Source organism: Gleimia hominis (genome assembly GCF_002871945.2).
Classification (GTDB): Bacteria; Actinomycetota; Actinomycetes; order Actinomycetales; family Actinomycetaceae; genus Gleimia; species Gleimia hominis_A.
In genome coordinates, this window is the sequence record NZ_CP126963.1 from 1,980,649 (window position 1) to 2,007,185 (window position 26,537).

18 protein-coding genes and 1 tRNA gene are annotated in these 26,537 nt (G+C 53.0%); 10 read left to right on the forward strand and 9 right to left on the reverse strand.

Going from position 1 to position 26,537, the window contains the following annotated elements; translation table 11 throughout:
* Nucleotides 1–76 precede the first annotated feature (76 nt).
* The 4 genes from cas3 to CJ187_RS08730 form a co-directional block, all read right to left on the reverse strand.
* On the reverse strand, nt 77–1,783 hold the full coding sequence (gene cas3 / locus CJ187_RS08715; RefSeq protein ID WP_102216437.1) for a CRISPR-associated helicase Cas3': 1,707 nt from the start codon (nt 1,781–1,783) through the stop codon (nt 77–79).
* Complete coding sequence (locus CJ187_RS08720) at nt 1,738–3,129, reverse strand: CRISPR-associated endonuclease Cas3'' (protein ID WP_102216436.1); 1,392 nt, start codon at nt 3,127–3,129, stop codon at nt 1,738–1,740. Before CJ187_RS08720 ends, cas3 begins: the two co-directional genes overlap by 46 nt.
* Nucleotides 3,130–3,608: 479 nt before the next feature.
* Nucleotides 3,609–6,260, reverse strand: coding sequence for an FtsX-like permease family protein (locus CJ187_RS08725; protein WP_102216435.1), 2,652 nt, complete (start codon nt 6,258–6,260; stop codon nt 3,609–3,611).
* Nucleotides 6,261–6,977: an ABC transporter ATP-binding protein gene (locus tag CJ187_RS08730; RefSeq protein ID WP_102216434.1), complete on the reverse strand. Its 717-nt coding sequence runs from the start codon at nt 6,975–6,977 to the stop codon at nt 6,261–6,263.
* A 240-nt stretch (nt 6,978–7,217) separates the two neighbouring features.
* Between CJ187_RS08730 and CJ187_RS08735 the strand changes: the two genes are divergently transcribed.
* A complete protein-coding gene (locus tag CJ187_RS08735) occupies nt 7,218–7,415 on the forward strand; it encodes a PspC domain-containing protein (protein ID WP_199171065.1) in 198 nt (65 codons plus the stop codon).
* A 270-nt stretch (nt 7,416–7,685) separates the two neighbouring features.
* On the opposite strand, the gene CJ187_RS08740 is transcribed toward CJ187_RS08735, so the two are convergent.
* A complete protein-coding gene (locus CJ187_RS08740) occupies nt 7,686–8,309 on the reverse strand; it encodes a superoxide dismutase (RefSeq protein WP_102216432.1) in 624 nt (207 codons plus the stop codon).
* A 221-nt stretch (nt 8,310–8,530) separates the two neighbouring features.
* Between CJ187_RS08740 and CJ187_RS08745 the strand changes: the two genes are divergently transcribed.
* From CJ187_RS08745 to CJ187_RS08775, 7 genes are all read left to right on the forward strand, one after another.
* Nucleotides 8,531–10,141 (forward strand): DUF7059 domain-containing protein, encoded by a 1,611-nt coding sequence (locus CJ187_RS08745; protein WP_102216431.1) that lies wholly within the window; start codon nt 8,531–8,533, stop codon nt 10,139–10,141.
* 192 nt (nt 10,142–10,333) lie between these two features.
* On the forward strand, nt 10,334–13,246 hold the full coding sequence (gene topA / locus CJ187_RS08750) for a type I DNA topoisomerase (protein ID WP_102216430.1): 2,913 nt from the start codon (nt 10,334–10,336) through the stop codon (nt 13,244–13,246).
* The gene (gene tmk / locus CJ187_RS08755) at nt 13,247–13,945 is read left to right on the forward strand and encodes a dTMP kinase (RefSeq protein WP_102216429.1); all 699 of its coding nucleotides are present in this window, start codon (nt 13,247–13,249) and stop codon (nt 13,943–13,945) included.
* Nucleotides 13,929–15,107 carry a DNA polymerase III subunit delta' gene (locus tag CJ187_RS08760; RefSeq protein ID WP_102216428.1) on the forward strand — a complete coding sequence of 393 codons (1,179 nt, stop codon included), beginning with the start codon at nt 13,929–13,931 and terminating at the stop codon, nt 15,105–15,107. Before tmk ends, CJ187_RS08760 begins: the two co-directional genes overlap by 17 nt.
* A 104-nt stretch (nt 15,108–15,211) precedes the next feature.
* Nucleotides 15,212–16,765, forward strand: a complete 1,554-nt coding sequence (locus tag CJ187_RS08765) for an alpha/beta hydrolase (RefSeq protein WP_102216427.1) — start codon at nt 15,212–15,214, stop codon at nt 16,763–16,765.
* 123 nt (nt 16,766–16,888) lie between these two features.
* Nucleotides 16,889–16,961 (forward strand) — tRNA-Thr (locus CJ187_RS08770).
* A gap of 419 nt (nt 16,962–17,380) precedes the next feature.
* A complete protein-coding gene (locus tag CJ187_RS08775) occupies nt 17,381–17,791 on the forward strand; it encodes a hypothetical protein (RefSeq protein WP_146003084.1) in 411 nt (136 codons plus the stop codon).
* A 762-nt stretch (nt 17,792–18,553) separates the two neighbouring features.
* On the opposite strand, the gene CJ187_RS09455 is transcribed toward CJ187_RS08775, so the two are convergent.
* The 4 genes from CJ187_RS09455 to CJ187_RS08785 all read right to left on the reverse strand — a co-directional run bounded on the left by CJ187_RS09455 (nt 18,554) and on the right by CJ187_RS08785 (nt 24,367).
* Nucleotides 18,554–18,928, reverse strand: coding sequence for a DDE-type integrase/transposase/recombinase (locus tag CJ187_RS09455; RefSeq protein WP_146003093.1), 375 nt, complete (start codon nt 18,926–18,928; stop codon nt 18,554–18,556).
* Between the two features lie 1,293 nt (nt 18,929–20,221).
* Complete coding sequence (locus tag CJ187_RS08780) at nt 20,222–22,288, reverse strand: hypothetical protein (protein WP_146003083.1); 2,067 nt, start codon at nt 22,286–22,288, stop codon at nt 20,222–20,224.
* Between the two features lie 132 nt (nt 22,289–22,420).
* Nucleotides 22,421–23,104 carry an ABC transporter ATP-binding protein gene (locus tag CJ187_RS09460; protein ID WP_350223590.1) on the reverse strand — a complete coding sequence of 228 codons (684 nt, stop codon included), beginning with the start codon at nt 23,102–23,104 and terminating at the stop codon, nt 22,421–22,423.
* 510 nt (nt 23,105–23,614) lie between these two features.
* Nucleotides 23,615–24,367, reverse strand: coding sequence for a glucose 1-dehydrogenase (locus CJ187_RS08785; protein ID WP_199171064.1), 753 nt, complete (start codon nt 24,365–24,367; stop codon nt 23,615–23,617).
* A gap of 315 nt (nt 24,368–24,682) precedes the next feature.
* Between CJ187_RS08785 and CJ187_RS08790 the strand changes: the two genes are divergently transcribed.
* A complete protein-coding gene (locus CJ187_RS08790) occupies nt 24,683–25,765 on the forward strand; it encodes a GIY-YIG nuclease family protein (protein WP_158237726.1) in 1,083 nt (360 codons plus the stop codon).
* Nucleotides 25,765–26,364 carry a riboflavin synthase gene (locus tag CJ187_RS08795; protein ID WP_102216423.1) on the forward strand — a complete coding sequence of 200 codons (600 nt, stop codon included), beginning with the start codon at nt 25,765–25,767 and terminating at the stop codon, nt 26,362–26,364. Before CJ187_RS08790 ends, CJ187_RS08795 begins: the two co-directional genes overlap by 1 nt.
* The last annotated feature ends 173 nt before the right edge of the window (nt 26,365–26,537 follow it).

A 26,537-nucleotide genomic window follows, 5' to 3' on the forward strand; every position in this document is an offset into this window, starting at 1 on the left:
ACCTCACTTCCTTGTGTTGTCTGCTTCTCTTTTACGGTTTGTTTCCGCGATGATTTTTCTACTGCCTCTGACTTATCTACTGGTTCTCGGTTTCGTCCTCGTCGTTTGCTTGTTGCCAGGTGATTCCAAGTGTTGTGCACTCGTCTTCGCTCATTTTGGTGATGTCCACCAGCCCGAGTTCTTTTTGGTAGATCAGGTTGTGGCCGTTCAGGGTTGCTTGCCCGCGTTCGTCTAGGTTGAGTTGTAGCTGCCCGCGCAGAAGTGGGGACGCGGCCCAGGCTTTGTCTGTTGTTTCCTCTAGTTCAGTTACGGTTTTGTCGAATGCTTGAGGGTATTTGGTCATCGATAGTGGCAGGCGCACGCTTGAGGTGGCGATGTCGAAGGCGGTGTTTTGGCTGATGGGGCTGCCTTCGGCGAGTTTCGTATCTGTGTACCCTGGGCCCACCCACGGCAGGGGTGAGTAGTAGCCGGAGCCTCTGTCGACTGTTAGTAGCACTTCGATGCTTGGGTCTGTGTCACGAACTTGTGCTAAACCTCTTTCTTCCCCACCCACTTCTTGGGCGGCGTCACTTCGCTGGCGGTCCCACAGCTCCACGAAGTCGTGGTTGTGGTTGGTGGGGGCGGCAAACAGGAACGTGTCCGCTTTGGCCTGTGCTTCGACGCGTTCTTGGTTCCGCTCATGTACCGCAGTTTCGTACGCTGCTTGCCATTTTGGCTGCACTTCGCTGGCGTGGGAGTACACGGATTCAACCAGCTGCGGGATCATCGCGGGGATTTCTAGTGGTTGGCCGTGCAGGAATGGTTGGATTTTGTCCCACGTAGCCATGAGTGTGGCTTGGTCGTAAACCAAATCAAAATACTTGGCGAATACAGGCTGTGAGCTGGTGGCGCCGGGGTCGGTGACGCCGCGGATAATTACTTGTGGTTGTTGCGCCCAGGCGGGCCGTTCGCTGGCGTGACGCTGGTGGCGGTGGAGCCGGCCGATACGTTGTATTAGCAAGTCGATTGGCGCTAGGTCAGTGATGATGCAGTCGAAGTCCACGTCCATGGATTGCTCTACGATCTGTGTGGAAACTACGATGCGTCGCCACGGTCGTTTCCCGTTTTCGCATGCGTGTTCGCCACTGCGTCCTTTTGCGTCCGCACCTATTTCTGAGGTTAGCTGCGTCTCTGCCTCTACCCGGTCCGCGGAGGTGAAGCGACTGTGGATTAGGAACGCGTCGGCTCCAACGAGGTTTTTCAGTTGCGCGTACGCGTATTGCGCGCGGGCAACGGTGTTGCAGATAACTAGGGTGCACCCACCGCTTTCAATGGTGTCAGCGAGCGCGTCTTGCAGCGCCTGCCAAGAGTCGTCGATTGCGTGCAGGGCAACGGATTGTTTTCTTCCACTTGGTTGCACGCCGCGACTGCGAGTTTCACTGTCCTTTCCAGTGACGGTAATTAGCGGGTATGCGCTCGGTTGCGTTTTTGTTTCTTCAGATTCTTGAGGCGCGTGCTCTCTTCCGGAATACGCTTCGAGGAGAGATGCGCGTGTTTCGGAGGGGAGCGTGGCTGACAGGACGATTACGGGCACGCCGTAGGCGGCTAACCATTCGAGGGCGCGGTGTAGGTAGACGTTCATGTAGGCGTCGTAGGCGTGGGCTTCGTCGATGACCACAACTTTTCCGGCGAACCCAAGGTGGCGCAGCATCGCGTGTTTGGATTGCAGGGCGAGCATCAGCACTTGGTCTATGGTCATTACGGAGATGGATGCGAGTATGCCTTTTTCCGTCCTCTGAGCCAACTGTGTGCAATAACGCCTGAGCTACCGCTGTGATCGCCGTCGTAGATTTCGTGGATTGAACGTGCAAGCGAGGTGTATTCGTCGTTTAGAATATTCTTCCCGTGCGCGAGGTACATGGAAACGGGGTCTTCGGCGGTTGCCCCGGCTTGTGCCCATTTTTTAATGCGGTGAAAGAGACCGTTTGCGGTTGCTTGGGTGGGGGCGGCGAAGGCGATGCCGTTGCAACCGTTTTTGTGCGCTAGTACTTCCGCAGCCATCAGGGCAGCTTCGGTTTTGCCTTCCCCCATCGCAGCTTCGATGCACATCATTATGGGGCCGTTTGCGTGTTTCGCTTCTTCGTATGCCGCGGTTTGTACCGTGTAGGGGGTAGCGGTGTTTGGCCAGTTGAACCGGTGTTTGTACGCTTCGTCTGCGCGCGTGGTTATTTGTTGTGGTCGCCACGGGCTGGGGAGTTGAAGGTGGTTGACCCCGGTGTTGAAACGGGTTTCATTCTTCTTTGTGTCCGCGTTCGTATGGTTTTGTTCAAGTGAGCGTTTGAACGCGTCTATTGGCATTTCTTTTACGCATGGGAAGAGTTTTTGGTTTGACGCGATCCAGTCCGTCATAATCACGATGCCAGTTAGCACCATTGACGCGCTTTTGGAAAGTGGTTTGTTGTTTTCTAGTACTTTCTTGAGGGCCGGCAGCGCGTTGGTACCGTTTGCTGCTGCCTGCACGGTGGTTTGCTGAGTGGTGGTCCAGTTGGGGCTTTGTCGATTCTGTTCTTCGGTTACGTTGGCGTAGGCTTCAGGGGTTGCGGGGAGGCCGTGGTGGGATCCAGAGATGCCGGCGACGCTGCGGCGTACTCGTGCTGCGCGAAGTCTTTCTGAACGTTTCGGTTTCCTGGTTTTCGCTGTGTTTGTTTCACCAGTTTTTGTCGCCTGAGGTGCTGGCTGCGCGTAGTTGTTTAGCTGCTGTAAGTATTCTTCAATGATTAGGCTGCTGCCTGCGCTGTGTGGGTATTTGATTGGCACGTGGGTGTTGATTTGTTCAAGGCCCGCGGCTTGGGCTCGTTCACCGAAGGAGCTGTACCGGTGGGGTGGTAGTTGGTATGTGAAGCAGGAACCAGCTTTCCCGAGGTCGTGGGTGCCCGCTAGGAAAGTGATGAACTGTTTTGTTTCTTCTAATGATAGGGAGAGGTATTCGGAAAGTTGTTGTTTGATCCGGTCTGCTAGCCAGTGGTCCCACAACCAAGCGGATACGCGTGCACTGTCTTCTAAGTGCTGGGCCAGTGACAACCATTCACCATCATTTTCCCCGGTTTTAGCCCACAATGCGCGAGCCCCCGGTGGCCACTGAAAATCCATACCGACTCCTCTGTCGAGTGCTTACAGAAACGACTATACATAACTCTGAAGATTCCATCAACTGAATAATGTACAAGTGACAATGCTTGAGTGGGTAATGTGGATTATGTGCGTTCAGAACCTGCGATATAGGTAGGGTCTTCGCGCTAATCAGTACGCTTTAACTATATGTATATAGTAGCGTAAGGGTTAAAAGTATCCGGGTAAAGAAATCCGGCGCTCAAGAGTACAAATCTTTGGCGCCGGAACTATTTAAACCCCACATGCGTGGGGAGCAGTATGAATATAAACAGTGCGTTTACATTATTCACGGCTCATCCCCAAGGAATGCCTGGTGCATTCAGTTTTGAGGAACTTGTTTCCCAGTTTAGTGTGTTTGCGGCGCGTTCACTGCAGTAGCGTTGGGTGAGCTTACTGCACTTAGTTTTCTGCGCCGCAAACACTTTTCGATTACTAGACCCTTATCGAGTTCTTTATTCTCATTCGATTGCTGCAAGAGCCTCAACCGGGTGGGCTTTCGCTGCTTTGCGCCCCGGAAGCCAAGAGGCCACAAGCGCTGCAAGCAACGCTATAAGCGCGGTGATCGCTAGGTAATGCCACGGTATCGACAAGATACTATCCGTGTTGTCGCCCATAGGTATGGAAAGCACTCCCAGCCAGCCAAAACCAATTCCCGCTGCAATCCCAATCGCAACTGAAACGGCGCTAATCAAAATCGCTTCCACAGATAGCATCCGTTTCACATCCCGACGCGTCATCCCCAGTGCGCGCAACAAACCGTTCTCGCGCTTACGTTCCAAAACCGATAGCGCTAACGTGTTCGCCACCCCAACCAGAGCAACAATCACCGACACTCCAAGCATGCCCAGGGCACCCAGCATCATGCCGTTAATGATCTGCGAATACACTGCGCGCTCAGGTGCTCCGCCACCAACCGACAAGTCTGGGCCCGATTTCTTAATAGTAGAAACCGCATCCGTGGTCTCTGAAGGTGACAATCCATCGTCCAAACCAATGTAAATAACCGCGTTATCACTCGCTGTCCCATCAGCTTTCAGCTTGCCTTGCTCTTGCCCCTCGGCAGGTGTAGCCGCATTTGAACCACTCGATGTGCTTATCGTAAACAGCTTGTCGAAATCCGCTTTGCTCAACGTGTAAGTCGGTAAAGGCATCAGCACCGGCTTTAACGTAAGTGCTTCCGCAGAGGTCTTCACGTCAATCTGAGCTTCCTCCGGATCCCATCGATCCTTAGGTACCCCAATCTCACCCGGTTTCAACGTGGGGATCTTTGAGTGCGCAATACCAGACAAATCCTGCTGCAAAGCCACCTTGTCTAAGAACAAATCCGCGTCCTCAGCACCGGCGGTACCTGCATCACCACCGGGGGTACCTGCGCTGTCCGCGGGCGTACCCGAATCCTCACCGGGGGTACCTTGCCCGGAAATGCGGATAACCTGCGCGTCCCCACTGGCCGTAGTCACCATTTTGTGAACACCCTTAACGCGGCCAATGGCCTCAAGCTCACCAGCACTCAACGACCGCGGCGCCACCACATTAACGTCCAGCGGACGTGCCTGATTCACAGCATTATTGAGAGTCTTCTCCATAGACTGTGCCCCAACTAGCAGCGTCGTCACTAACGTAATGCCCAGCACCAAAGCGGTACCAGTTGCGCCGGTGCGCCCCGGGTTGCGTCCAGTGTTACCAGCGGCAATCGATGAGGTCACACTGAACCTCAACACTTTCCCCAAAGCCGTAGTGATATGCGGCAAGACGACAGCCACCAAAACTAAAAGGCCAACAAACAACACTAGAGAGCCCAAGAGCATCAGAACAAAGTGCGTGGACGCGGACGTTTCGCGGTACCCCACAAACACCGCTGCGCCCCCAGCAACTGCAAGTAAAACACCCAAAACAGTGGAAACTATGCGGCGCTTACCAGAACGTGTATCCGTAGCCGCATGCTGCAAAGCAACAATCGGCTTCACCCTGCTTGCTCGCAGCGCTGGTCGGAAACCAGCGATCATGCTCATTGCCACACCAGTCGCGATGGTCCCCAGGAACATTGGGGGCGTAATCACCTCAAGACCGTCTAAGAAAGAAGGAACCAACTGTGCGAACGAGTTAGCGCCCGCACCCAACACGGCGCCCAGAGCAACCCCAACAACTGCTGAAACCAAACCCACCAGAAGAGTTTCACCCAAAACCAAGCGCCGCACCTGGCCTGCATCCGCGCCAACCGCGCGCAGCAATCCGAGTTCACGCTCCCGCCGAGCCAACAGCACCTTGTACGTCGTAGAAATGACGATCATCGCTGTCAAAGCTGCGATCGCCGGAAAGATTAGGGAGACGACCAGTAAAATCGAACCGTTCCCCGTGCTCCCACGAATAGTGTCAGAAACGAACTCATCCAAGGTAGAGGCTGTGAGCCAATCGTGCCCCTTGATCGCATCATTCACCGCGGCTTTCGCGCCGCTACCCGCCACCAGTAGCCGCGAAGCGTGATCATCCTTCGTGAGCTTCTCCCCCAACTTCTGAGGTACCAGCAGCGCTCCGGCAGTCACCGTCTTGTCGCTACCGATAATCCCACTGACCTTCATCGTGGCTGGCTTCTGAGATGCCGGATCGTCAGTGAAAGTCATCGCGTCCATCATGACCTCGTCACCAACACTTACTTCCAGTGTTTTCGCCGCCCCAGCTGGCAACGCCACCTCATTATCTTTATGAGGGAGCCCACCGGAACTGAAGTCGAACTGACTCAACTTCCCAACCGGTGCGATCAGCTGACCACCAGAACGAACACTGTCTTGCCCAGGTTTGTAAACCTCCGCATAAGAAAGCGTGTCCAAACGAGTGTCAAACCCTTTTGCATTCAGATCCTGCTGAACCTCACGCAACTGTTTAGAGGACGCGTCCAAATCGGATTCATTCCGGTCGAACCCATCTGTGGGGGCAACAACCATGTCTGCGCCCCTGATAGTGCTGGCGAAAGTGGTGGTCAACGCGGAACTGAAACCACCAGAAATCGCTAAACAAGTGATGATGAACGCGGTGGATAAAGCTATCGCGATCGCGGTTGCAGTGTACTGCCCAGCGTGGGTTCTCAAGTTTGAAACTAGTAGCTTACGCATTTAAGCCACCTGCTCAATCTGTTCCACAGTTGGCTTCGGTAGATCCTGTGTAACTAGGCCATCTTTCACGATCAACACGCGGTCGCCCAACGCAGCCGCATGTCGATCGTGCGTAACCATCACCACGGTTTGCCCCAACACATCCACGGCCTGGCGCAGCAGCGAAAGGACCTCATGGGAAGATTTCGAATCCAGGTTTCCAGTAGGTTCGTCAGCCACCAGCATCTTCGGCCGCGCCACTAACGCCCGCGCCACCGCTACCCGCTGCTGCTGGCCACCGGAAAGTTCAAATGGTTTATGCGTTAACCGGTCCCCCAGCCCTAGCGCTAACACCACTTCTTTGAACCAGCGCATATCTACCTCGCGCCCCGCCAACTTCATTGGCAGTGTAATGTTGTCACGCGCATTCAGCGTTGGAATCAAGTTGAAAGCTTGGAAAACGAAACCGATGTTGTCGCGCCGAAAATGCGTGAGGTCCTTGTCTTTCAGATTCGTGATCTGCTTACCCCCAACCTCAACGGTGCCAGCCGACGGTGAATCCAGACCCGCTAACACGTGCAACAACGTGGACTTACCTGAACCAGAAGGGCCCATAATCACCGTGAACTGCCCCTCATGAATCTGTAAATCCACGCCGTTCAGTGCGTTCACTTGCGCGCGTCCACTACCGTATATCTTCTTAACTCCCCGCAATGTGGCCACAATGTTTGCCGCCATGGTAAGAACCTTCCCGATCCGATCAACAGTTATTTCAACGATTCGAAAACGCGTTATGACCTGGTTTCGAAGCTACTTTCAGCCTACAAAACCGCAGGAAATAGCGATATTAGGTATTGCCCTAGTTGTTCCCTGAGGGGGTGGAGAACCAAAAATCAGGGTTAACTCAGGGTAGTGCCGGGTACCCTCGGGGCGTGTTGTATGACACGGTGGTAATCAAAGTCAATGAAAGGTAATGCTATGAAAAAGAAACTGATGCGGTCCGGAACGGACCGTTACCTCGGTGGTGTGTGCGGTGGAATCGCGGAGTACACCGGGATTGATTCGAGTATTATCCGTATCGTTGCGATCATCGTGGCGTTACTACCTGGTCCGGCGTTTATAGTGTACCTAGCTCTGTGGGTGATAATGCCATTGCGGTCCGCCCCAACGCGGTAGCCCCGCGCTTCAACCTGGTAGAACACAGTACAAGGGTAATGCCTCGAGGCGCGGCATAGAACGGAAAAGTTTTCAGAACAACTCGCGCTCACCATGTAAGAGAACAACTCCTAACCACGCAAGTGCATACTCAAGGAGGGGAGCGGCATCACTAGCCGTTCCCCTCCTAGTTTGAGCCCAATAAACGTATGCGCCCAATAAACGTTGCTGACCTGGTTGATCTTAAGTGTTACCAGGCGTTACGCATACTTGTCTATGCTCTACCCGCGGTTACGGGGTTACCAGACCGGTGTAGTCCGTGCGTGCTTTCTCGAAGCGCTTCGCGATGAACTCCCAGTCGATGATGTTCCAGAATGCTTTCACGTAGTCCGCCTTCACGTTCTGGTAGTCCAGGTAGAACGCGTGCTCCCACATGTCCAGCATCAGTAGCGGAACGATCCCAACGGGAACGTTAGCCTGCTGGTCGTACAGCTGGAACGTCGATAGGCGCTGGCCGATCGTGTCGTACCCAAGAATAGCCCAGCCGGAACCCTGAATGCCGGTAGCAACTGCGGTGAACTGGTCTTTGAAGGTTTCGAAAGACTTGAAGTACTCATCGATCGCGGCGCCAAGTTCACCTTCGGGCTTGTCCTGGCCGTTAGGCGAGAGGATCTTCCAGAACAGTGAGTGGTTAGCGTGCCCACCCAGGTTGAATGCGAGGTTCTTTTCCCACAAGTTGATAGCGGCGAAGTCACCCTTCTCTTGGGCTTCTTCTAGTTTCTCAAGTGCCGTGTTCGCGCCACTTACGTACGTGTTGTGGTGCTTGTCGTGGTGGAGCTCCATGATTTTGCCAGAGATGTGTGGCTCTAGTGCACCGTAGTCATAGGTCAGGTCAGGAAGTGTGTATACCGCCATTGTCACTCCTAAATAACATTATTGGCTAGCGGTCCAATCTGAACCGCACGTACTTACCACGTTAGCGACCGAAAACGAATTTGTCTCGATAAAGAGATAAATTTCAAGTTTTCGCAAAGCGTGCGTCACGTAAAAACTGGTCTTGTAAACGGTGGTCAAATGAGTGTTGTTCACTTGATACAAGTGCGCGTTATAGCCGTATTATCCGTAGCATTGGAAGTATGAGTGTCACCAGATTGCGTATCATTCCACGTCTGCTTAGTGCTTTACGGGCGGACTTGAAGCAGTTGGATTATTCGCATGAGGGGGTGCGTTCTCTGCTGGGCCCGGATGCGCACGACGCGTTGCTGCGTGAACAGCGTGCTCCCGCACTGATGCGGGCCCGCGAGAGTTCTGCCCCACTTGCGTTTGCTATTCGCGTGTTGCTGCTAGGCGCCGATGTGGCGGCTGTGGACGTGGATCGTGCGTTCACCCGCACGGGCACTGAGGGGCTGTGTCGGCTCGGGTTGGTTAACGACCCAGTGCACGATCGGGTACGGGCCCGCGTGCAGATTCAACCCACGGCTGCGCCAGGCCGGAACCACTGGTGGGTGGTGTGTGATATGAACCAGGCGCTCACGGGACATAGGCCTGCGCGTGACCACGTGCTTGGAGTAGGTGGTGCGACCCGCACCTCACTGCGAGCCACCCCCTCAAAACCTGTGGAGACAGTACTGGATATGGGAACCGGCAGTGGGGTACTAGCGTTGCAGGCCACGACGCATGCTAAACGAGTAGTAGCAACTGACTTGTCGGCCCGTGCGTGCGAGTTCGCGGCGTTCAACGCGGAGCTCAACGACGCTCCAGTGGACGTGCGGCGCGGATCCTTATTTGAACCCGTTTGTGATGAACGGTTCGATTTGATTGTGTCGAACCCGCCGTTTGTAATTACGCCTCAAGAACTGCGGGCAGGCGGACTAGTGGAATATAGGGATGGTGGCCGAACAGGAGATGCGTTAACAGGTGAGGTTTTGCGCCAGGCCACCAAGTTTTTGAACCCCGGGGGAAAGGCAATCATTCTGGGAAACTGGGAGATTCAGCGTGACCGGGATTGGGCGGAGCATCCGCGGAAGTGGCTTGATAACACGGGTGTGCACGCGATGGTGATTGAGCGGGAACAGCTTTCGCCAGTGGAGTACGCGCACATGTGGTTGCGCGACAATGGTCAGGACTTGGGGCCGCGGTCGCAATACGAGTCGGATTACCGCACGTGGCTACGGGACTTTGATCAGCGCGACGTGCAGGCTATCGGCATGGGAATCGTGCTACTCGTAAAACCCAATGAGGCCAATGTGGAGCCGCTGCAAGAGCCCGTCCAGGATGTGACTGAGTCGGGTTCGCTTGACGGGGCGCATATGTGGGGTTCCGACGGGAGCGTGCACCAGCGGTTTGAAAACGTGCACCAGCGGTTTGAACAAGTGCGCGCCCCGGGCCATGCAACTGGAACCTACTTGCAGGTAATTATGGACGAGCTAGAGTCGGGTGGGTTCGAGGTCGGAGAAACGGACCGGTTTGTACGCGCCAGTGACGTGCGTGAAGAACGACATTACCTGCCGGGGGAAGAGAACCCGCAGGTGATTGTTGCAACCCAAGGGGATGGGTTTGGTCAACGAATCGGCATGCATGCATATACAGCGGGCTTCTTAGGGGCATGCGACGGGGAGCTATCGGCAGGGCAGATCTGCACCGCGATCAGCGTATTAATGGACGTGGATGCGGCACAGGTGTGGAGCGTAGTGAAACCACAAGCGCAGCAGCTATTGACAGCAGGTATGATAACGCGACAGGGGTAACGATTCGCACACCGTAGTGGGATCGTGATATACGGTAGGGGCGAATGCGTTGTAGAGTGGCAGTCGGCAACACGCCGCGTTTAGTGACGCGCGGCAGGTCGATCGACTGGCAGGTATTAGGCGCTTAGCGGTAAAGTGCGTCCACTCAATGAGGGTGGTGGCACCGACAGTAGTATAAGAAAGAGTGGGAACGTGGCAGGTAAAAAACTCGTGATCGTGGAGTCCCCAGCGAAAGCGCGGACGATCGCCGGGTACCTGGGGCCGGAGTTTACCGTTAAGGCATCCGTGGGGCACGTGCGAGACCTGCCTACCCCCTCAGAACTACCGCCTTCGAAGAAGAAGGGGCCGCTTGGGAAGTTCGCGGTTGATATTGAGAAAGACTTCAAACCCTACTACGTGATCAACGCGGACAAGAAAAAAACGGTCACTGACCTGCGTAAAGCGCTGAAAGATGCAGACGAACTTTACCTAGCTACTGATGAGGACCGTGAGGGCGAAGCGATTGCCTGGCACCTGCTTGAAGTTTTGAAACCCAAAGTGCCAGTTAAACGCATGGTGTTCCACGAGATCACTAAGGAAGCGATTCAAAACGCGTTAGACAACACGCGGGAAATCAACTTGAACCTGGTGGACGCCCAAGAGACCCGGCGGATCCTGGACCGCCTAGTGGGGTATGAGGTGTCACCACTGCTGTGGCGCAAAATCTCGGCAGGACTTTCGGCAGGGCGCGTGCAGTCTGTAGCGACCCGCATGATTGTAGACCGGGAACGCGAACGTATGGGCCACGTTAGCGCCCAGTACTGGGATGTGGCGACACAGCTGTGGTCTACCACGGCGTTCGAAGCCGCAGTAAGCCACGTTAACGGAAAACGTATCGCCGTTGGCCGCGATTTTGACGACGCGGGGGAGCTCAAGAAACCTGCGGAGGTAGTGGCTTTGGATGCCGACTCCGCCCACGCCCTCGAAGAGGGAATCAAGAAACTAGGGGACGCGGATGCACGCGTGGAGTCGGTGGAGCAAAAACCGTATCGCCGCCGCCCGGCAGCGCCGTTCACCACGTCTACCCTCCAGCAAGAAGCGGGGCGGAAACTGCGGTGGAACGCCCGCAACGCAATGCGGATAGCGCAGTCCCTGTACGAAAACGGTTATATAACGTATATGCGTACGGACTCAACTGCGCTGTCCACACAGGCACTGCGGGCCGCGCGGGCGCAGGCGAAAGAAATGTTCGGGGAACGCAACGTTTCGAAATCCGCGCGGATTTATGCGAAGAAGGCCAAGGGCGCGCAGGAAGCGCACGAGGCCATCCGTCCGGCAGGAGATTCGTTCCGCAGCCCCGACCAGGTGGCAACTGAGCTGAATAAAGACCAGTTAGCGCTCTACACCCTGATTTGGAAACGCACGTTGGCGTCGCAGATGACAGACGCGGAGGGCACCACTGATACGTTGCGTATCGGCATGGACGTGCAGACTGCTTCGGTTGGGGAACTGCAAGCGGGGACTCATCACGTGGTCGCCTCGGTGTCCGGCACGGTAATCGAGCATCGCGGGTTCCTCGCGGCATATGAGGAAGGGCGTGATGCGCAGCGTTACGGTTCGCGCAATGATAATGAGCAGCGGCTGCCGAAACTCGTTGAAGGTGAGGTTGTGGACGTGCGAGGTGCAACCGCAACCGGGCATCAAACCACACCGCCGCCACGGTACACGGAAGCATCGCTAGTGAAAACTATGGAGGAACGGGGGATCGGCCGGCCGTCAACGTATGCGGCAACGATCTCTACGATTGTGGACCGCGGGTACGTGTCGAAACGCGGGCAAGCACTGGTACCCACGTTCCTAGCTTTCTCCGTCACCCGCCTGCTAGAAGAGAACTTGGCGAACCTGGTGGACTACGATTTCACTGCCCGCATGGAACAAGACCTAGACCATATTGCGATGGGAGACCAAGATCGGGTGGCGTGGTTGCGTTCGTTCTACAACGGGTTGGGAGATGACGCTCCGAAAGTTTCGACGGACGGGAAAGGGCTTGCCCACCAGGTGGAATCGCTGGGTGATATTGACGCTCGGGCCGTTAACTCCATCGAAATTGGTGACGGCATGACCTTGCGGGTGGGGCGTTACGGACCGTATTTGGAGCGCGTGCAGGACGACAAGAAAGCGAACGTCCCCGTGTCTACCGCGCCCGACGAGATGACTGTGGAACTAGCGCACGAACTGTTCCGCAAAGCAGAGTTAGATGGTCGCGTACTTGGCCAAGACCCGCAGACGGGCCGTGACATTGTGGTTAAAGATGGTCGCTACGGCCCCTACGTAATGGAAGTTATTCCGGAGGAACCGGCAGAGGCCGACGCGAAGGAAACCGCGAGCGCCGGAAACGAAGAAGAGGAAAAAGACACTAAGACAGCCGCTAAAGCCGACAAAACCGGTAAGAAAACTGCGTCTAAGAAGAAGGCAGGCGCAAAGAAAGCTAAGAAAGTAAAGCCGCGCACCGCCTCGTTATTTAAGTCCATGGACTTAGAGACCGTGACGATTGGTGACGCGTTAAAACTACTGTCCCTACCGCGCGAAGTGGGAACAGACCCGAAAACGGAAGAGGTTGTGACCGCGCAAAATGGCCCGTACGGCCCGTATCTGAAACGCGGTAAAGAATCACGTTCTTTAGAATCTGAGGAACAGATTTTCGCAATCACACTGGAGCAGGCATTGGAAGTGCTGGCGCAACCAAAACGGCGTGGACGCGGAGCTGCGAAACCACCTTTGCGGGAGTTCGGTGAAGACCCCACTAGTGGGAAGAAAGTTGTGATTAAGGACGGTCGGTTCGGCCCTTATATTACGGACGGAAAAACGAACGTGACGGTACCGCGGTCGGAAGCGATTGAACACATCACGGAGGATCGGGCGTTCGAACTGCTGGCGGACAAGCGGGCAAAAGGCCCTGTGAAACGCAAGAGTACGCGGAAGACAACTAAGAAAACCACCGGTAGGAAAACTGGTTCTAAGAAAACGGCAAGCGCTAAGAAAACTGCTTCTACGAAAACGGGAAGCGCGAAGAAAACAACTCGAACAACTACCGCCGCAAAGGCTTCTACCGCGAAGAAGAAGTAGATGGGAAACGGACTGTTCATCACGTTCGAGGGCGTGGATGCCAGTGGGAAGACCACGCAGATTGAGCGCACTGCCCAGTGGTTGGAGGAAACACTGGGGGTGCGCGTTGTGACTACGCGGGAACCGGGTGGAACTCCACTGGGCCAGCAGATTCGCGAACTGATACTGCACGGGCCAGGCGATATGGATGACCGTTGCGAAGCATTGCTTTACGCAGCTGATAGGGCTTACCACGTGGCAACGAAAATCCGGCCGGCCCTAGCGGCTGGGCAGGTGGTGCTGCAAGATCGTTATTTGGATTCTTCTGTTGCTTACCAGGGGGCAGCCCGCAGCTTAGGGGTGGGGGACGTGCGTTCCTTAAATACATGGGGAACCCAGGGATTGCTGCCCGACGTGACCGTACTATTGGATGTTGACCCGCTGGATGCTGCCCGCCGCCGCGACGGAGCGCAAGACCGGTTAGAGCTGGAAGGCGTGGCGTTTCAACAGGCCGTGCGGGAACAGTACTTGCAGATAAAAGAGGGATCTGACGGCAGGGTTAAGCTAGTTAATGCCGGTGAGGCCCCCGGTGCTGTTCAGGCGCAGATCCGGCGGGTGCTAACCCCGGTCATCGAGCAGTGGCGCCGCTGTCGCGGCGTGCGGGAAGGCGCGGGGCGACCAGCACGTGGGAAGGCGCGGGGCAGTGACAGTTTGGGATGAGCTGGTAGGGCAAGAACACGCAGTGTCTATTCTGCGCAACGCTGCGACGCAGGCTCGTGCAATTGTGGGCCAGGAACGCGGTGGCGACCCCAAGAGCGGGGGGCAAGGGATGACGCATTCGTGGCTGATCACTGGCCCACCGGGATCTGGGCGCTCCACTGTTGCACGCGCGTTTGCGGCGGCACTGCAATGCACGGGCCCAACAGTTGGGTGTGGGCAGTGCGCGGGGTGCCGCACCACAATGCTGAAAAGTCACTCGGATGTGACAGACCTGGATACGTCAACAGTTATTATCACGATCGATCAGGTTAGGGAATTGATCCGCGAAGCGCAGACCGCACCCGCCCTAGGGCGGTGGCGGGTTGTGCTCGTGGAGGACGCGGACCGGATGCTGGAACGCACCTCGAACGTCTTGTTGAAATCCATTGAGGAACCACCCGAGCGCACGGTGTGGATTCTGTGTGCCCCCAGCCCGGAAGATTTGATTGTCACGATTCGTTCCCGCTGCCGTCACGTTCAACTGCAGGTACCGTCTGTTCATGCGGTGTCTGACTTGCTTGTGAAGCGGGGGGTAGATCCGCAGCAGGCACGGTTGTGCGCGCAGCTTTCGCAGGGGCATGTTGGTCGCGCGCAGGGGCTTGCGGATGATCCTAATCAGGTTGAGGAGCGGCGAGAGCTTTTGAGCTTGGCTGTCCGCGCCCGCAGTGTGGGGCAGGCAGTTTTGAACGCGGACACCCTTTTGGAGCAGGTGAAAACACAGGCTGGAGCGGAGATTGACGCGGCCGATGAGCGCGAGATTCAAGCGTTGAAACGCACTTTGGGGGTGGATGGGGAAAAGCGTTTAGACCCTTCCACTAGGGCGCAGATAAAAACGGTTGAGGACCAGCAGAAGCGGCGCCGCGACCGCCGTCAGCGTGACGCTATAGATCGGGTAATGGTAGACCTGTTGGGGTTATTGCGCGATGTGTTGATTACGCAGTTAGGGGCCGGAATGGACCTCATAAATGTAGACCTTTCTAACCAGGTTGAAAGCATGGCGGGGCGAACGGACGCATCCCGAACCTTGGCGCGTATGAACGCGATCGATCGGGCGCGTGAACGCATGGCAGCGAACGTGCCTCCGCTTCTGGTGTTGGAAAGCCTACTGGTGTCCCTGATTTGACGCTGAGGTTTCGTGTAGCTCCTCGTTCGGGGTGTCTGTTAACGTAAAGCAGACGCGGTATTTCCGCGACCTGTAGTTCGAACATCTACTTTTGAGGATGGATAATGAACAAACGCATAGTTGCCATTTTGGCTACGGCGCTGCTGGTAGCGGGGTGTTCCGCGGGAGGTTCCGCAGAAGAATCTAAGAATGGAGCTCATTCTGAAAAGTCGTCTGACCCAAAATTGCAGGTTTTCTACGATCAGGAAGTTAAATGGGGATCCTGTGATGGCGATGCGCAGGTAGCGGAGATTTCCCAAAATCGTTTGCAAGGTAAGCAGTATCAGTGTGCGAATGTCAAGGTACCTGTGGATTACCAGAAACCTGAGGGGCCATCAGTGCAGCTGCGGGTTGCACGTTTTTCGCAAGATGGTTCGCATAATCGGACTCCTTTGGTGTACAACCCGGGTGGGCCGGGTGGCAGTGCGATCGGTGGACTGGCATCTATGGTTGAGAGCGTTTTTTCGAAGGACGTGCTGGGTAAGTACGATTTGGTTGCGCCAGATCCGCGTGGGGTTGGGCTGTCGGCACCTGTAAAGTGCTTGACGCCGGAGCAGACAGATAAGATGCGTGCGTCCGATGAGTCGTCTTTGGATAAGATCCGTTCTACTATGGCGAAAATGGGTAAGCAGTGTTTAGAGGAATCTGAGCAGATGACCCGCCATGCAGATACGGATTCGGTGGTGAAAGACCTGGATGTTCTGCGCGCTGCGATGCGGCAGAAGAAGCTGAACTACGTGGGTTTTTCTTATGGCACACTCGTGGGAATCAAGTATGCGGATGCGTTTGGTAAGAATGTTGGCCGCATGGTTTTGGATGGGGCGTTGGACCCGGCTGCGAATGTGAATGAGATTTCGCAGGGGCAAGCTGAGGGGTTTGAGGCGTCTGTGGACCATTGGATTGAGCTGGCTACGAAGAACGGTGAGTTGCCAGACCAGCTGCCGCGAGGTCAGGCGAAGACGATGATTAGGACATGGTTGGATCAACTTGAGAGTAAACCGTTGCCTACAGCGGATCCTAACCGTCCCCTCACGAAGTCGTTGGCGATGTCCGCGATATTGGCGGGTATGTATTCCACCGATTCGTATAAGTACGTCACCCAAGGTGTGATGCAGGCAATGGGGAGTAAAGATGGGTCTATTTTGTTGCAGATAGCCGACTTGTATGCAGATAGGAAGCCTGACGGTTCATATTCTTCTAACTCTTTTGATGCGTTTAATGTGGTTAATGCACTCGATTACAAACCGGTGGGAACACCTAAGGAGTGGGAGAAGACTGCAGAAGAACTGAAGAAGAAGTTGCCGTTTGTGGGTTCGGAATTCTCTTACGCTTCTGCTGGGTTGGTGGATTGGCCGGTGAAAGCGCCGGGAGAACGCAAAGCACTGTCGGCGTCTGAGGCACCGGAGTTCCTGATTGTGGGAACTAAGAACGACCCTGCCACACCGTATAAGTGGGCGGTTAATATGCATGAGGCAGCTGCTAAATCTCGCCTGGTCTCTTGGAATGGGTGGGGGCACTGCGCGTACCGCCAGGATGGTTCCGCAGGGGTGCGTAGCACGGTCGATAAGTACTTGATTGATGGGAAAGTACCAGAAGAGGATGTGAGCTTCGATGATTAGCGAGGCTAATCGTTAACTCAACTACTCGTACTAATAGTGGTTAGTGTGGTGAAACACAGAGGTAGAGTTTGAAAACTACCGGGCGTGTTCGCTAAAGTTGACCGCGTGCCCTACGGGGCGAACGCCACCTTAGCTCAGTCGGCAGAGCGTCTCACTCGTAATGAGAAGGTCGAGAGTTCGATTCTCTCAGGTGGCTCTGCTTGGACGCCCATTTTGATACGAAGCTCAGCGAGGATGAGCGATAGATCGAGGCAGGTGTTTTTGCTCGTAGCAAGAGATTACTGATGACTATCGGGAGGTATGATTGTCATCAGGTTTCGCGCGAAAGTTCGCCTTTAGGAAATTCTCGATTTAGAGATATGGCCCCACCAAGCAAGGAACTGATGGAACTCGACTGCGAAGCTACGGTAACCTCATAACCATAATTCGATAAACGACATTGACAGATGTTGATGTTGTACCGCGTAGTAGGAACAGGCAGGACGTTCCTGTGAGACATAGGGAAGCTCCGATGGGTGGGGGTTTGTTGCGTTACCGACGCACATTCTTAATGTCGGGCGTGGGACACTCCCCAAGAATCACCAGGCCTCTGGAATGATACGCAGGGAGAAAACCATGAGAATTCGCAAGTTGTTTAGTCTTGGCGCCATGGCCGTGACTATCGCAGCACTTATGTTAGGACCTGCTGGTGTAGCTCAAACATCACCGCTCCAGGCCACCAGTTCAACAGATGGGGACAGTCCAATCAGCAATTTTACCGTCATTTATGACCCTAACGGGAAGATTGTAAATTACGCAGAAACTCTATATTCGAAGAGTGACAACCGGAAAGTAGTTGCTTGTCTGGGAGCCATCGCTGGTATTGGTGGCCCAGCAGCCTATATTATTGTTGGAGCCTGTGCCGGCGCATGTTCGGCACCAGAACCTACTGTCACAAAAGGTATATGTGCAGCCTGCGTCGGAGCTTATGCTGCTTTAGGTGCAGGAGGGATGGGAGCGGCTGCTGCTTGCTTCCAGCTGTGGTAGAAAAGAGAGGATAGGATGCGTAGAAAACTCCAATTGTCTGCTGGTGAAATAGTTGTTGTAGGAATTTCGGGCGGATTGGGAATGCTTGCCCTAGCTTGCGGATTCATCAATCCGCTCTGGTTTCTTGGTTTTATCGCCTGCGTTGCTGTTCTACTTGCGGTAATTATTCCAAAACTGGGTAGACGATAAACGATCTCCATAGAGACACATCACGAATGAGATGTTGATAGCGATTTGAAAGGGCGCTCTTCATTTTTACAAGAAGGGTGCCCTTTCAGTACTGTTACCAGACTTATATCTCAACTTTTCTATCAACCTTTATTCGCAGACTCTTTAATGTTTATAAAGGAGAAGCCGATGGGTTTCTTTTCTGGAATACGCTAATCTACGCCACGACACAGCACCGATCACGCGTTGGGTTCGTCGTATTTTCTCTTGTTTGGCTCTGCTTCTTCTGGTGGCAGGCCGGTGACGGGACGGTCTGCTATGCAGCTTACCGCCGTTTACAGTTGCGTGTAAGTTGTACCTGAGGCAGTCGCTGGCCTGCCGTTACATGCCTATCGGGAGGATAAGAACGAGTCACGGGTGAAAGCAATCGACCATTCCCTCCATGGACTGCTTTATGATGAGTCGAACCCTGAAATGACCAGCTTGTCTTCCGCTAAACGTTGATGACTCACCTGCTTTTGGGGTGGTATCGCCCTTCTACCCATCGCACAATTTGGAGGCGTAACTCGTTACGGGTCGCCCACGTTTTACGGTCTAACACTTTTTGTGGCAAAGAGAAAAAGACTCCATAGCCGCGTTATCCTCGCACGCCCCGACTCCGCCCATAGATCCTTGCAGGCTATAGGCGTTTAGCATGCATCCTCTATGGGGTAGCGTCATAAACAATGCTGAAGTCACCAGGGGCGTTTTCATATGCTTATCAATGCAGTACCCAACAATACGTTTAGACCACATATCTTTTATCGTATATGCATAGACTTTGCCTTCTTTAGTTAAGGGTTCGGTAACATCTGCCAACCATACTTGGTTAGGGCCTGCGGCAGTGGAATCCCGTTTGACGAGATTATCAAGGACCGGTGCTTCAGGTTTAATGCAACACGTTTTGAGTTTAGATGTAGTCGAGAGAATTTCTGCCTTGTTACACGAACTACTTCACTCGCACCGGTTTTTTACGTGTAGCTGGCGACCACTTACTCACCCGTGTCCGGTCGACACCACACACATCCTAGTTCACACTTCCAAGTGTGCCTCACGTCGCCAAAATGCAAGATACCACCCCACCTCCGCGGTCAATACATGAAAGGTAAATCGTTTGATGGACAGGCGTGTGGTTACGTGCCACACTTATCTTGCAGTCACATTGTGTAAGGAGGATGGTCATGAGAATTAAGTGCACGCTCGTGGGTGCCATAACTGCATTAACTCTGATGATTGCTGGTCCTACTGCAGGGTCTGCGACATCGCTACCAGAAAGCTCGTTGGGATCTTCTTCTGTATCCATTTCCGATTCGGATTTGGAAAGCCTTCAATATTTTCTGGATTCAAATAAAGTTCCAAAACTACACAAGACACTCTCGTTGCAAAACTGAAACGTGGCGAACAGTGGGATTCTTTGAAACAAGGGAGTGCCCCTATTTCAACAGATTCTAGAACTAAAGGAAACGTCAAAATAACCACAAAGAAGTATGCTGATGGTTCTATTGCGGTTTCAACAGTTGATGATCTGACCAGAGTAGCTCAAAACAACAAGGAGTATGACGCCGTAGGTTTTCGGAGCGTATATGGGTGCCGTTACTCGGGATCTCACTATGCGGGTTATTGGAACGGTTGTAAAGCCGACGTTAACTACGGGGTCCTGAATAAGCAGATCCCCTTAAGGACAACTTGATGAATCCGTCAGCCTTTCTCGCAATCGCTCTCACCATTCTAATTCTTTTACTATTGGTAGCCGTCATCTTTATTGGTATATTTACCGCGAAAGCAATAAAATTTTTTAACTCGTACGAAGAGTCTAAGATGAATCAAACTCCAGATAATAGGTAAATTTAATACAATGCGCCTGAGCTGAGCGGTGAAACTGTTAGCATGTAACAATGTAGGCTCTTTTCCCTTGGAGTTAATAGAATAACTCAAGTGCATAACATAGCCGCAACCTATGCTGTAATGGATTCCTTTCAAATGAAGTGGTCCGGGTCTTCTTCTGATTGAAATTATGGGAGAATCTTGGTTATGCCGAATGAATATGCGCAATTGAGTCGTGGAGGATCAGCAAGGTGCGATATGACATATCGCAAGCGCAGCAAAGAATGAACCGCTATGGTTTTGACTAATAATCAAGAGGTACCTTTTGATTTCACATTACATCATTACACGTCACTCACGGTAGCTACATGGCAAACAATTGTGCTGGGTTAGGTTATTTCAGATCTGCAGATTACGTCTACTATCTTGGTACATGAGCGCGCTTCCGTAGACTGCTCCGATTGCGCCGACAATAAATAGGGTTATTTGGAAACTTGATGAAACAATCGTTGACGCCCCGAAGCGTGACGAAAACCCGGTAGCGAGAGCCGAATAGGCCAAGCACGATAGGGACGCGCACACAAGAGTGGGAAGAAAAGCTATGAGACCCGTGACCGCTAAGTTAATGCTTGTTGGGAGGGCAAGAATGTCCACTAACTCCCGCAGTTTCAAACGTTTCTTCGCCTGCTGATTGGTGGAGGTCAAGAAAGCGATAATAAGTGCTAAAGCTGCGGGGAAACCAAGAAGAATGAACCAATTTACTTTGTCTGATAATACTTTAGCCCCGCCAATCCAGTTACTACCTAGACGGCTAGTGACAGCTCCCATGGAAATAGTCGCTTGTGAAACACTTTCCATGTCTAGTTGTTGGTCTGATACTAGAAATAGTGAACGTAAAGGTGCCGTAGGTGGTATTTCGGTGCGAATCGAGAAAGAATCATCACCAATTATATCCAGTGCCACAGCTGATTGGTCTGTAGTATCAAGGTGTTGGTTATCAATGTCTCTGTCTGGTAGTTTTAAGACTTCACGGGCTTTCTGGTCAGTTTTAAGCACGGTAGCCCCAGTTTTTTCCCCAGGAGAAGTAGCTATTATGATGCCTCCAGCGGAAGAGATTTTTTTTGATAGTTCCTCAGCTTCTTGCACTGTGAACCCAGGGATTTTGACTTCGAGGAACCTATTTCCGAGCTCTGCGTCAACTCTCAGTGCTTGCTTCATTGGTGTCGATAACTGTGATGCATAAAGTTGTGCGCCTGCGAGACTTACGAGGGTGAGAGACATGCCGAGAAGCGAAACTATTAATGAAGGACCATGTGCTCGTAGTTTCCGCCGCGCAATAATTGCCACTGCACTCGGATTCAGTTTATGCAGTAGGTTGGATACCATTTCAGCTACCCATAGCGATACTGTCGGGATTGCCATGCCTAGTGAGAGTAGAGCGCCGAAAAAGACAATCTGTAATGTCAACCCTCTTAACTCGTTTAGGGTTGCGAATGCCCACACGAAAACTAGGGATGGCAAAACAGAGAATTGTGACAGGCGCGCTATCAGTTTGTGTAGTTTTGTTGCTGGTCGCGTGTGAAATGTGAACCAACTGTTCAGCCCGCAGGCGAAGATAACTAAAAGGACTTGGGTGCAATAAATGGTTGCCGTTAACGGAAGTTGGGTACGTAGATCGGGTGGGCAGAGGATCACCCCCACCAAAGGTAAGTGAATCGGCTTAACACACGTGATACCTATGATAAGAACTGTAATTAAAGTGGCTGCGGATATCGGCAACAGCATGGTTCCAACTCCGCATGCAAATCTCGTTCTTGCTCCAAAACCGATGTCTCGTAATAGGGCACTTGCATCTCTAAGCGCAAAGCTTTGAAATATTCCTGTGAGACATAGGAATGCGCCTGGGAAAGCTAGAAATATAACTAGAAACAGAATCGCATGAGGTTGTGGTGGTAGGTTGAGGGCATCTCCGTTAACTACCAGATCGGATCCTGAAAAACTGTCAACTGCTATTCCCCAGTGTTCGGGCAGGGGACCAGTGGGGCGAGAATAAAAGAACAGTTCAGCTGGGTCGGACAAGGCTTCCTCTGGGATTAGTGCTTGCACTCTTCCGAAAGGGCTCATTGTTCCGGGTCTGTACTGGCGTGCTAGTGCGGGTGATAGAGCTACTTCTCCTGGCGCTAGCCATTTAGACATCCCCGGCGGTAGAGGAGCATTTTCCGTGCGTGGGTCAAGCAGGTATCCATGGGCTTGGTTAGTGCCCCAACTAGGAACCCATAGCAGGCGGAGTGGTCCTTCGTTTTTCTTAGCCCCCAGTTGTGCTTCAGAGTCTTGTGGTGATAAAGATACGCTCCCTAGCTCGTCCTCGGATTGAGCTTCATGGTTCATATCCCGGTTAGTCCCAGTAGCATCATCGGTTGTTGCTTGCTGAAACCCTGGGCTGCGCAGAAACTCGCGCTCACTCATGCCCTTATAGGTGCCTTCTAACGCGCCTACTCCTACGGCAAAGACCCCTAGAAACACAACACCTATCAGGACGTGGATTCTGCCGGGGCTTTTCAACTTCCAGCCCAACCGAAGTGCGGCAAACATGCCGGGTTACCGTTCTGCTTCCAAAATCGCACCACTACTGGATGCTGGCTTTAAACGTGCTACGTGAGCACACTGGTTTGCTACGTTCTGGTCGTGCGAAACCATGAGCAGAGCACGTTTTCCCCTACAAATGTCAAGCAATAGGGAAATTACAGTTTGAGCTAAGACGGGATCTAGATTAGCAGTAGGCTCATCAGCGATAACTACCTGCGGGTCACAAATCAATGCCCTTGCCACTGCAACACGGCATGCTTGTCCACCTGAGAGCGCGAGCACTTGAGTTTTGGGATCTACCTCGACACGGTCCAGTAATGCGGTTGCTCGTTTGCGAGCCGCGTTTCTGTGTGTTTTAGAAAGTAAAGCAGGGAGCATAACGTTTTCCATTACGGAGAATTCGGGAACTAAACGTGGAGTCTGGAATATTCGTCCGATATGTTTACGCCGCAGTTCTAAACGTTTTCTTGTCGATAAGTTCCTTAACGGGTGATCGCAAACATGAATATCACCATTAGTCGGTACGAGTGAGCCATCTACTAGACGCAGTAACGTCGTCTTTCCTAGACCTGATCTGCCAACGATCGCTAAGGACTCTCCGTACGCTAGATCGAAACTTACATCCGTCAAAATTGGCGTACCTTTTTGATACGCAAAGCAGATGTGCCTAGCTGAAATAGCAGGATTTATCCCCATGCTGAGCAAGTGTCAGGTCCCCACTGATTAAGGCAAATCCTAACCGCCGTAACGGTACTTCCAACATTTCTTGAAACCGTGCTACCAGCACCAGAATAATTATAGAAATAGGCTTCGTTCTTAGCTCCTTTTCGTAAGTATCCCGCATAAACACTCTTGTTGTCCCCCTTGGTGTCTTTGACGTACAGCGTGGAACCTGATGACCACGCAGAACCGTAGGATGCATTAGCGGTAGCGGCCCACGCAGCGCTTCCTATAAGCGAAAAAATAAATGCTGTTGAGAGAGTTACGTTGAATAAGCGGTTCATCATTGTGCCCCATTCATAGAAATAAACATGATGCATGTCATGCATTGCTAAGGCTAGCATGTGAGGTCCGGGGGGGGCAAGAGGTCAGCGCAGTTTATATTTATTATGTGCCGGGAGCAGTTATTGCCTCGCGTAGTTTCGCCGTGCGACCCCCCCCGGTACCCCACATGCTGCTGAATAGAGAATCGCTATTCTGAGTACTTTACGAGTCTTCACGCAGGTTGTTGCCCGCAGTTTCACCGCCATCTATCGCAATATTTGCGCCACTAATAAAAGCGGAATCGTCGGACGCTAGGAACACGATTAGGTTCGAGATTTCGTTTACGTCCGCGTCACGGCCAAGTGGGATCTGGCCGAAACCGCGTTTGAGCCCGGCCGTTAAGGGCGTGCGAACGGAACCGGGGTGAACGGAGTTAACACGAATGTTATCTGGCCCGAAATCTAACGCTGATGTCTTCGTCATCCCATGCACACCCCATTTAGCTGCGGCGTAGGCCAAACGGTTTTTGAATCCAACTAGACCCGCAATAGAAGAAATGTTTATGATCGACCCGCCTCCGGCCTCGCGCATAGCTGGAACCGATGCTTTGATCCCGTAAAACGCACCGGTGAGGTCAATGTCAATCGTCTTCTGCCAATCCTCAACCGTGGCGTCAACCGCGTTGCCTCGAGTGAGAATACCTGCGTTATTAACAAGAACGTCAAGGGAACCGAACGTCTTCACGGTTTCCTCTGCCGCGTTCACCCAGCTGTCGTAGTCAGCTACGTTCAGGTGTACGAATAGTGCCTTATCCTCACCAATTTCTTCTGCTAACGCCTGTCCCTCTTTGTCTGCGATGTCACCTAAAACAACTTTCGCGCCTTCTTTTGCTAACCGCCGCGCATGGGATTCCCCCATACCGCTAGCCGCCCCTGAAATAATAGCTACTTTACCTTCTAGTTTTTCAGACATCATCGACTTCCCTTCTAAAAATTTTGCAGAAACTGGGATTCTGTAGTTAATCGGTTGCGTATAACAAACCGTTCTATTTAATAAGAACGCGCCTACTTCAAGGAACCGACCTGCAGATGGCAGCTACGCCCACCTAGTTCTTTAGTCCCAAAAAGGGCTTATTTGTGTAGTCTACGCCACTGAGGGACTCTTGTGCGAGTTTTAACTAGTGAGCAGGGACGATTAAATGCCTAATAGAACTGACCTTAATGCGCTACTCTTGCTATTATGCGCCCTGAGAAATACAAGGTATCCAGTTTAAAGTTTAAACGTTGGACTTTGACAGATCCGTCTACTGTTGCCCCACTATTTGCACCCGGTGAGCGCCGCGGAATCTACATTTTGGAGTTCAAAAACGGTGAACGCTATGTTGGGCAGACGGAGAATATCGTCACGCGGTATTCCACCCATAGGCACGGGTCTAAACATCATGCGGCATGGCAGTACGTAACAGCGATTTCTTTTTGCCATATTCCTGAGGGTGATTTAGATGAGCCGGAGCGCATAACCATTAGGCAGCAGCGGGTAGCTCATAGGCTGCGGAACCGAGCATTCAACTTTGGGCACTGGGAACCGACAGTGTTGGACAACTATGTTGCACCAGAGGAACAACTGCACTGGGCCACCGGCCACCCCAGTTATGATTTAGCCCCATTCGCGGAGGCTGCGAAGAACCTCAAGCAAGAAACGCCCAAGTTGCTAACAAAACGACGCGGGCAAGAAGTGATGCCGGATGGTCGGCCCGTGTGGGAAGTCGTGGTAGATGAGTTAGCGCAGATTGTGGCGCTCGCGATTCCAAACGCGCCCCAAACGCAGAAACGTTTCTGGACCCTTTCGGACTACCCAAGTACCGCGGGAGGGAGGTTCGCAACCCTAAACGTTGGCTCGCTAGAACTGGCTTTCTTTCCGCGCCGCAGGATGGAGCCCATGCGTCGTTGGTTCAAGAGCGCATCGAAGACGTGGCAAGAGACTTTGGGGCTAACCGTTCAAATAAATGCGGAAATGGGGACTTTGGTTCACGACGACTCGATTCGATGGTACAACCGTAAACGGAATATTCGCTTCACCGATTCTGTAGGTAAACACACTGTTGAGTGGTATCGGGTTCCCCATGGTTACAGTGTTCCTGTTGATTCGTTTGCGGGGCCGTTGGGTGTTTTTGGTCTTTCAGTTTTTCCTGAGGAAATGCGTGCTGGCGTCCGGTCCCTCGCGATCCATTCCATGAGGAAGCAAAGTGCGCTTCTGAACGGTAGGAGTCACAGTGAGCCGCTCACGAGGCTCGTGTTCGAACGGATAGCGTCCCCGCAGTTCCAAGAAATGTTAGCAGAGAATACTCGCGGTGCAGTAGGAGTAGATGAGTAATGTTCACAGGATTAGTAGAGTGCAAAGGCGAGGTCGTTTCCGTATCACCCAGCGGGGAAACCCAGAATAAGCAAATGATTATTGGCATTAAATCCCCGTTCGCGTCGCAGCTAGAACTTGGGGACTCCGTGGCTACTGACGGCGTGTGCCTCACAGTTACTGAAATCGAAAAAGACACGTTCTACGCGTACGCAATGCCAGAAACCATGCGGCTAACCACCCTGGGGCAGCGAACGGTAGGTGACACCGTAAACCTAGAACGCGCGGTTCGACCCACGGACAGGCTCGGTGGACACATAGTATCCGGACACGTTGACGGTATCGGCACAGTTAAAAAGATCAGCCACGGCGAACAGTGGGTGGAAATGACAATAGAGACACCGAAGAACCTCATGAGGCAAATTGCGCTCAAAGGATCCATCGCGATCGATGGAGTGTCACTGACTGTAACGCAGGTTGGGGAAACCTGGTTCTCCGTAGGGTTGATTCCCGCGACCCTGCAGACGACCACATTGGGAACACTCACCGAAGGGAACCACGTGAACCTAGAAACCGACACCATCGCGAAATACGTTCAACGGCTAATGCAAACCAAATAAAACGCGCGAACCAAACCAAAATGGTTGGTGCCGAAGATTAGATACTGGTGTAAGACGACAAAGTCGGTGCAAGAACACGCAACCGGTACCAAGCAAGAGTCGTACCCCCGCTCTCACTCAGCGAGGGTACGACACTGTTTTTAATATTTAACGTGGGTTCTTGTACGAAGTGT

Coding starts and splice junctions, on each gene's coding strand:
- CJ187_RS09460 (WP_350223590.1), bottom strand. CDS start 23,104: ATGGGGATAAATCCTGCTATTTCAGCTAGGCACATCTGCTTTGCGTAT.
- CJ187_RS08765 (WP_102216427.1), top strand. CDS start 15,212: ATGAACAAACGCATAGTTGCCATTTTGGCTACGGCGCTGCTGGTAGCG.
- CJ187_RS08780 (WP_146003083.1), bottom strand. CDS start 22,288: ATGAGTGAGCGCGAGTTTCTGCGCAGCCCAGGGTTTCAGCAAGCAACA.
- CJ187_RS08740 (WP_102216432.1), bottom strand. CDS start 8,309: ATGGCGGTATACACACTTCCTGACCTGACCTATGACTACGGTGCACTA.
- CJ187_RS08745 (WP_102216431.1), top strand. CDS start 8,531: ATGAGTGTCACCAGATTGCGTATCATTCCACGTCTGCTTAGTGCTTTA.
- CJ187_RS08795 (WP_102216423.1), top strand. CDS start 25,765: ATGTTCACAGGATTAGTAGAGTGCAAAGGCGAGGTCGTTTCCGTATCA.
- CJ187_RS08785 (WP_199171064.1), bottom strand. CDS start 24,367: ATGATGTCTGAAAAACTAGAAGGTAAAGTAGCTATTATTTCAGGGGCG.
- CJ187_RS08735 (WP_199171065.1), top strand. CDS start 7,218: ATGAAAAAGAAACTGATGCGGTCCGGAACGGACCGTTACCTCGGTGGT.
- CJ187_RS08720 (WP_102216436.1), bottom strand. CDS start 3,129: ATGGATTTTCAGTGGCCACCGGGGGCTCGCGCATTGTGGGCTAAAACC.
- CJ187_RS08730 (WP_102216434.1), bottom strand. CDS start 6,977: ATGGCGGCAAACATTGTGGCCACATTGCGGGGAGTTAAGAAGATATAC.
- CJ187_RS08775 (WP_146003084.1), top strand. CDS start 17,381: ATGAGAATTCGCAAGTTGTTTAGTCTTGGCGCCATGGCCGTGACTATC.
- CJ187_RS08725 (WP_102216435.1), bottom strand. CDS start 6,260: ATGCGTAAGCTACTAGTTTCAAACTTGAGAACCCACGCTGGGCAGTAC.
- tmk (WP_102216429.1), top strand. CDS start 13,247: ATGGGAAACGGACTGTTCATCACGTTCGAGGGCGTGGATGCCAGTGGG.